The organism is Kitasatospora aureofaciens, assembly GCF_001188955.3.
Lineage (GTDB): Bacteria > Actinomycetota > Actinomycetes > Streptomycetales > Streptomycetaceae > Kitasatospora > Kitasatospora aureofaciens.
Window position 1 is genome coordinate 1 of record NZ_JPRF03000093.1, and the last position, 6,054, is coordinate 6,054.

A 6,054-nucleotide genomic window follows, 5' to 3' on the forward strand; every position below is an offset into this window, starting at 1 on the left:
CCCGCGCCGGTGCAGGCCCCGCCGTCGGCCGCGCCGGCGCCCCCGGCCCGCCCGGTGCAGTCGGTGGCTCCGGAGGACGACATCCCGGAGGAGGACGACCCGGACCTCAACGAGGAGGCGTTCTCCGGCCAGGAGCTGATCATCCGCGAGCTGGGCGCCACGGTGCTGGAGGAGATCCACCACCGGGGCAACTGAGCGGACCTCCCAGGGCCCCGGGGACGCCCTTCCGGGGAGACTCCAGGGCCCTCCTGGGGACTCCGGGGAGCCCGGGGAGCCCCGGGAGCGGTCCCCACGGGCGGCCCCGGGCCCGTAGGCTCGGCGGTGACGGACGAAGAACCGCGTGACAGCAAGGAGTGAGCCGTGTTCCCCGGTGGTGGTCAGCCCAACATGCAGCAGCTGCTCAAGCAGGCGCAGAAGATGCAGCAGGAGCTCGCGAAGGCCCAGCAGGAGCTGGCCGAGGCGAAGGTGAACGGTACGGCCGGCGGTGGCCTGGTCGAGGCGACGGTGACGGGTTCGGGCGAGCTGGTGGCGCTGACCATCGCTCCGGCCGCCGTGGACCCGGAGGACACCGAGACCCTGGCCGACCTGATCCTGGCGGCCGTCCGGGACGCCACCCAGGCGGCCCAGAAGATGCAGGCCGAGCGGATGGGCCCGCTCACCCAGGGCATGGGCGGCGGCATCCCGGGCCTGCCCTTCTAGCGTTCCGGGGCGTCCGTTCCCGGACGTCCTCATGTGATTTCTGTGGGAGTCGGGCGTCGGCCGGTGTGTCCGGCGCCCGATTCGTTGGATGATGGCACCGGAGCACCTCCGGCAGGAGGACCTCCGGCCAGGAGCAGACCGACCATCCGAGGGAAGGCGCGACGTTGTACGAGGGCGTGGTTCAGGACCTGATCGACGAACTGGGCAGGCTGCCCGGCGTCGGGCCCAAGAGCGCCCAGCGGATCGCCTTCCACGTGCTGCAGGCCGACCCGGTCGACGTGCGCCGCCTCGCGCACGCGCTGCTGGAGGTCAAGGACAAGGTCCGCTTCTGCGTGGTCTGCGGCAACGTCGCGGAGGCCGAGCAGTGCCGGGTCTGCCTGGACCCGCGCCGCGACCTCGCGGTCATCTGCGTGGTCGAGGAGCCCAAGGACGTCGTCGCCATCGAGCGCACCCGTGAGTTCCGCGGCCGATACCACGTGCTGGGCGGCGCGATCAGCCCCATCGAGGGCGTCGGCCCGGACGACCTGCGCATTCGCGAGCTGCTCGCGCGCCTCGCGGACGGTACGGTCACCGAGCTGATCCTGGCCACCGACCCCAACCTGGAGGGGGAGGCGACCGCCACCTATCTGGCCCGGCTCTGCAAGCCGATGGGCCTGAAGGTGACCCGCCTGGCGAGCGGCCTGCCCGTCGGCGGGGACCTGGAGTACGCGGACGAGGTCACCCTCGGCCGCGCCTTCGAAGGGAGACGACTGCTCGATGTCTGACCGGACGATCAACCAGCAGCCCCACGGCCCGCAGCCCCACCCGGAGCCGGAGGCCCAAGCCCCGCACACCCACGGCCCGCACATCCACGGCCACGGCTCCGAGCCGGACGACTTCGCCGTGCAGATCGCCGACTCGGTGGAGAGTTTCGTGCTCGCCGTCACCGAGGTCGCCAAGGGCGACGAACCGGGCAGCGCGGTCTCGCTGCTGCTCCTGGAGGTCTCGCAGCTGCTGCTGGCGGGCGGCCGGCTGGGCGCCATCGAGGACGTCGTCCCGGAGGACCGCTTCGAGCCCGATGCCGGACCGGAGCCGGACGGCGAGCAGCTGCGCGAGCGCCTCGCCGAGCTGCTCGCGCCGATCGACGTCTACCACGAGGTCTTCGACCCGTACGGTCCGCCGGAGAAGCCGAACGCCTTCCGGATCTCGGACGACCTGGCCGGTGTGGTCAGCGAGCTCCAGCACGGTCTGACCCACTACCGCGAGGGCCGGGTCAGCGAGGCGCTGTGGTGGTGGCAGTTCTCGTACCTCTCCAATTGGGGCACGACCTGCACGGCGGTGCTGCGGGCGCTGCAGTCGCTGATAGCCCACGTCCGGCTGGACAGCCCGATCGGTGCGGCGCCGGACGGCGCGGACACCGACGACGACGGGCTCACCGACGAGCAGCTGGAGCAGCAGGCGGGCGACCTGATGGCGGCGGAGCTCGGTCTCGGCCGGTAATCCGCCGCGGGCCGGCACCGGCGCGGAGGCCGATTGTGACGAATGCCTCAGCAATCCGTCCGGAAAAGAAATCCGACCGTGGCGGCGGGCATTCGTCCGGGGATTCTGCGGAGCGGCGCCGAATGCCCCGCAGACCTGCCGGTGGCCGCGCCCGGATCGCCGCCCACCTGCCGAAACCGCCGTCTCATCATATGGAAAGCGCCGGTCGGGGCACCCCTGCTCGGTAGACTGGCGCGGACCGCACCCCCCTTTCCACCGGGGGGTACGGGGGCCAGGCGCCCCCGGAAAACGACACTAGTCGAGGAGCGCACGTGGGCCTTGTCGTGCAGAAGTACGGCGGCTCATCCGTTGCGGATGCCGAGGGCATCAAGCGCGTTGCCCGCCGAATCGTTGACGCCAAGAAGGCCGGCCATGAGGTCGTCGTCGTGGTGTCCGCGATGGGCGACACGACGGACGAGCTCATCGAACTCGCGGAGCAGGTGTCACCGCTCCCTGCCGGCCGTGAGTTCGACATGCTGCTGACCGCTGGAGAGCGCATCTCCATGGCGCTGCTGGCCATGGCGATCAAATCCCTGGGTCACGAGGCCCAGTCCTTCACGGGCAGCCAGGCCGGTGTCATCACCGACTCCGTCCACAACAAGGCGCGCATCATCGACGTCACGCCGGGTCGCATCCGCACCGCCCTGGACGAGGGCAACATCGCGATCGTGGCCGGCTTCCAGGGCGTGTCCCAGAGCAGCAAGGACATCACCACCCTGGGCCGCGGCGGCTCGGACACCACCGCCGTCGCGCTGGCCGCCGCGCTCAAGGCCGAGGTCTGCGAGATCTACACCGACGTGGACGGCGTGTTCACCGCCGACCCGCGCGTGGTGAAGAAGGCGCGCAAGATCGACTGGATCGCGTACGAGGACATGCTGGAGCTGGCCTCGTCCGGGTCCAAGGTGCTGCTCGACCGCTGTGTGGAGTACGCCCGCCGCTACAACATCCCGATTCACGTACGCTCGTCCTTCTCGGGTCTTCCCGGGACGATCGTCAGCAACGACAACCCGAACAAGCCCGAAGGGGGCGAGATGGAGCAGGCCATCATCTCCGGAGTCGCCCACGACACCTCCGAGGCCAAGGTCACGGTCGTCGGCGTGCCCGACAAGCCGGGCGAGGCGGCGCGCATCTTCCGCGCCATCGCCGACGCCGAGGTCAACATCGACATGGTGGTGCAGAACGTCTCCGCCGCGTCGACCGGCCTGACCGACATCTCCTTCACCCTGCCGAAGACCGAGGGCCAGAAGGCCATCGACGCGCTCGGCCGGGTCAAGGAGGGCATCGGCTACGAGTCGCTGCGCTACGACGACGCGATCGGCAAGATCTCGCTGGTCGGCGCGGGCATGCGGTCCAACCCGGGCGTCACCGCCACCTTCTTCGAGGCGCTGTCCGCCGCGGGCGTCAACATCGAGCTGATCTCCACCTCGGAGATCCGCATCTCGGTGGTCACCCGCGCCGACGACGTGCCGGAGGCGGTCCGCGCCGTGCACAGCGCCTTCGGCCTGGACAGCGAGAGCGACGAGGCCGTCGTCTACGGCGGCACCGGGCGATGACCCGGCAGCCGGGCAGGGACTCCCGGAAGTGACCCGGCGGCCCAACCTCGCCGTCGTCGGCGCCACCGGCGCGGTCGGCGAGGTCCTGCTCGGCCTGCTCTCGCTCCGTCAGGACATCTGGGGCGAGGTCCGACTCGTCGCCTCCCCGCGTTCGGCCGGCCGTACGCCGGTGGTGCGCGGGGAGCCGGTCGAGGTCGTCCCGCTGGCCGAGGAGGCCTTCGCGGGCATCGACGTCGCCGTGTTCGCCGTCCCCGACGCGGTCTCCGCCCAGTGGGCGCCGATCGCGGCGGCCAAGGGCATCGTGGTGGTCGACGACTCGGCCGCCTTCCGCACCGCCGGGGACGTGCCGCTGGTCGTCCCCGAGGTCAACGCGGCCGCGCTGCGGATCCGTCCGCGCGGCATCGTGGCCAGCCCGGCCGGCACCACGCTCGCGCTGGTCGCGGCGGTCGGCGCGCTGCACGCCGAGTACGGGCTGGAACAGCTCGTGGTCGCCACCTACCAGGCCGCCAGCGGCGAGGGCCGGGAAGGCATGGCGGCGCTGCGCGATCAGACGGCCCTGGTGGCCGGCACCGAGGTCGGCCGGCAGACCGGCGACCTGCGCGCGGTGATCGCCGACGAGGGGCCGTTCGCCGCCCCGCTCGCCCTCAACGCCGTGCCCTGGACCGGCGGCCTGTGCGAGGGCGGCTGGTCCGCCCAGGAGCTGGGCCTGCGCGACGAGGCCCGCAAGATCCTCGGCCTGCCCGCCCTGCGGGTCTCCGCGACCTGCGTGCGCATCCCGGTCGTCCGCACCCACGCACTGGCCGTGCACGCCCGCTTCGAGCGCGAGGTCAGCCAGGAGCACGCCCAGGACATCCTGCGCGAGACACCCGGCGTGGTCCTCTACGACGACCCGGCGGCCGGGGAGTTCCCCACTCCGAACGACGCGGTCGGCACCGACCCGGTCTGGGCCGGGCGGGTGCGCCGGGCGCTGGACGAGCCGGACGCGCTCGACCTCTTCCTCTGCGGCGACAACCTGCGCAAGGGGGCCGCGCTCAACCTGCTGCAGATCGCCGAGCTGGTGGCCGGCGAGCTGAGCGCAGGCAGCCCCGAGGGATCCTAGGAACCGTCACCGGACCGGTTCGGCGGGCCCTTTGTGCCCGAGGATGTCCGGACCTGTGTCCGCTCCTCGACACAATCCGTCCGGAATCCCGTGGGAATCCCCTGGAGGCCTCTTCGGCCGATGCGGAAGAATGGGCCCCGGGCTGGGCAACCATGACAGGGGATCGAGTGTCCAACGGGCGTGGCGAACGTGGTGGTGGGGGCAAGGACGGGCATCTCGGCGAGGGCCGTGGTGACCTTCCCGTCGCGCGCCCCGTGGTTTTCGAGTAGGCCGGAAGAAGACCAGATGACGGCGGCCGCACCCGGTGCGGCGGACTCCGGTGCCGGTACCGACGCGGGTACCAGCGAGGACCTGCTCACCGCGACCTACCAGGCGCACTACCGCTCCCTGCTGCGGCTCGCCGCGCTGCTCCTGGACGACCTCTCCACCTGCGAGGACGTCGTGCAGGAGGCCTTCATCCGGGTGCACGCCGCCCGGCGCCGGGTGCGCGAGCCCGAGAAGACCCTGGCCTACCTCCGGCAGACGGTGGTCAACCTGTCGCGCTCCACACTGCGCCGCCGGATCCTCGGCCTGCGACTGCTGCCGAAGCCCATGCCTGACATGGCCAGTGCAGAAGAAGGTGCCTACGATGCCTTGGAGCGCGACCAGCTGAAGGCCGCGCTGAAGGGTCTGCAACGCCGTCAGCGGGAGGTTCTGGTGCTGCGTTACTTCGTGGACATGACGGAGGCGCAGGTCGCCGAGGCCCTGGGCATCTCACTCGGTTCGGTGAAGGCGTACGGCTCGCGCGGACTCGCCGCCCTCCGGATCCAGATGGAGGCCGGACATGGCTGACGGCGCCCGGCAGCGGCCCGAGGACGACGACGTACCCGGCCTGTCCTCCGAGGAACGGGCGCTGCGCGAGCTGATGCGGCACGCCGTCGCCGGGATCCAGCCCGGGGCCGGCGCCCTGCCCCGGATCCGGCAGGCCGTACCCCGGCGCCGGGCCGCCCGCCGCGGGGCCTGGACCGGTGCGGCGGCGCTGGCCCTGGCCGTCGCGATCGCCCTGCCGGTACTCCACGAGGGCGACCACCTCGGACTCTCCGGCGGGCCCGGGTCCACGACCGTCAACGGCGCGACCCTGGCGGCCCCCAGCGGCGCCGCGGTCGGCGGGGGGGCCACCGGCACCGGCGCGCACCCCGGCTCCGG

The 6,054-nt window shown here is 72.1% G+C and carries 6 protein-coding genes and 2 pseudogenes; all 8 read left to right on the forward strand.

Going from position 1 to position 6,054, the window contains the following annotated elements:
• Positions 1-195, forward strand: a pseudogene (locus HS99_RS38710) (DNA polymerase III subunit gamma/tau); the annotation flags it as partial.
• A gap of 165 nt (positions 196-360) precedes the next feature.
• Positions 361-699 carry a YbaB/EbfC family nucleoid-associated protein gene (locus tag HS99_RS38715; RefSeq protein WP_072654976.1) on the forward strand — a complete coding sequence of 113 codons (339 nt, stop codon included), beginning with the start codon at positions 361-363 and terminating at the stop codon, positions 697-699.
• A 164-nt stretch (positions 700-863) separates the two neighbouring features.
• Entirely contained in the window at positions 864-1,463 is a 600-nt protein-coding gene (recR, locus tag HS99_RS38720; protein WP_030288200.1) for a recombination mediator RecR, read from the forward strand.
• Complete coding sequence (locus HS99_RS38725) at positions 1,456-2,178, forward strand: DUF5063 domain-containing protein (protein ID WP_223886036.1); 723 nt, start codon at positions 1,456-1,458, stop codon at positions 2,176-2,178. The genes recR and HS99_RS38725 overlap by 8 nt, the downstream gene beginning before the upstream one ends.
• A gap of 311 nt (positions 2,179-2,489) precedes the next feature.
• Positions 2,490-3,770, forward strand: a complete 1,281-nt coding sequence (locus tag HS99_RS38730; protein ID WP_030288196.1) for an aspartate kinase — start codon at positions 2,490-2,492, stop codon at positions 3,768-3,770.
• A 28-nt stretch (positions 3,771-3,798) separates the two neighbouring features.
• On the forward strand, positions 3,799-4,869 hold the full coding sequence (locus HS99_RS38735) for an aspartate-semialdehyde dehydrogenase (protein WP_030551929.1): 1,071 nt from the start codon (positions 3,799-3,801) through the stop codon (positions 4,867-4,869).
• 285 nt (positions 4,870-5,154) lie between these two features.
• Positions 5,155-5,700: a SigE family RNA polymerase sigma factor gene (locus HS99_RS38740; RefSeq protein ID WP_030288192.1), complete on the forward strand. Its 546-nt coding sequence runs from the start codon at positions 5,155-5,157 to the stop codon at positions 5,698-5,700.
• Positions 5,693-6,054, forward strand: a pseudogene (locus HS99_RS38745) (hypothetical protein); the annotation flags it as partial. The gene HS99_RS38740 and the pseudogene HS99_RS38745, both read left to right, overlap by 8 nt.

Excerpts from the sequence above, each read along its gene's own strand:
- HS99_RS38740 (WP_030288192.1), top strand. The coding sequence starts at position 5,155 with ATGACGGCGGCCGCACCCGGTGCGGCGGACTCCGGTGCCGGTACCGAC.
- HS99_RS38725 (WP_223886036.1), top strand. The coding sequence starts at position 1,456 with ATGTCTGACCGGACGATCAACCAGCAGCCCCACGGCCCGCAGCCCCAC.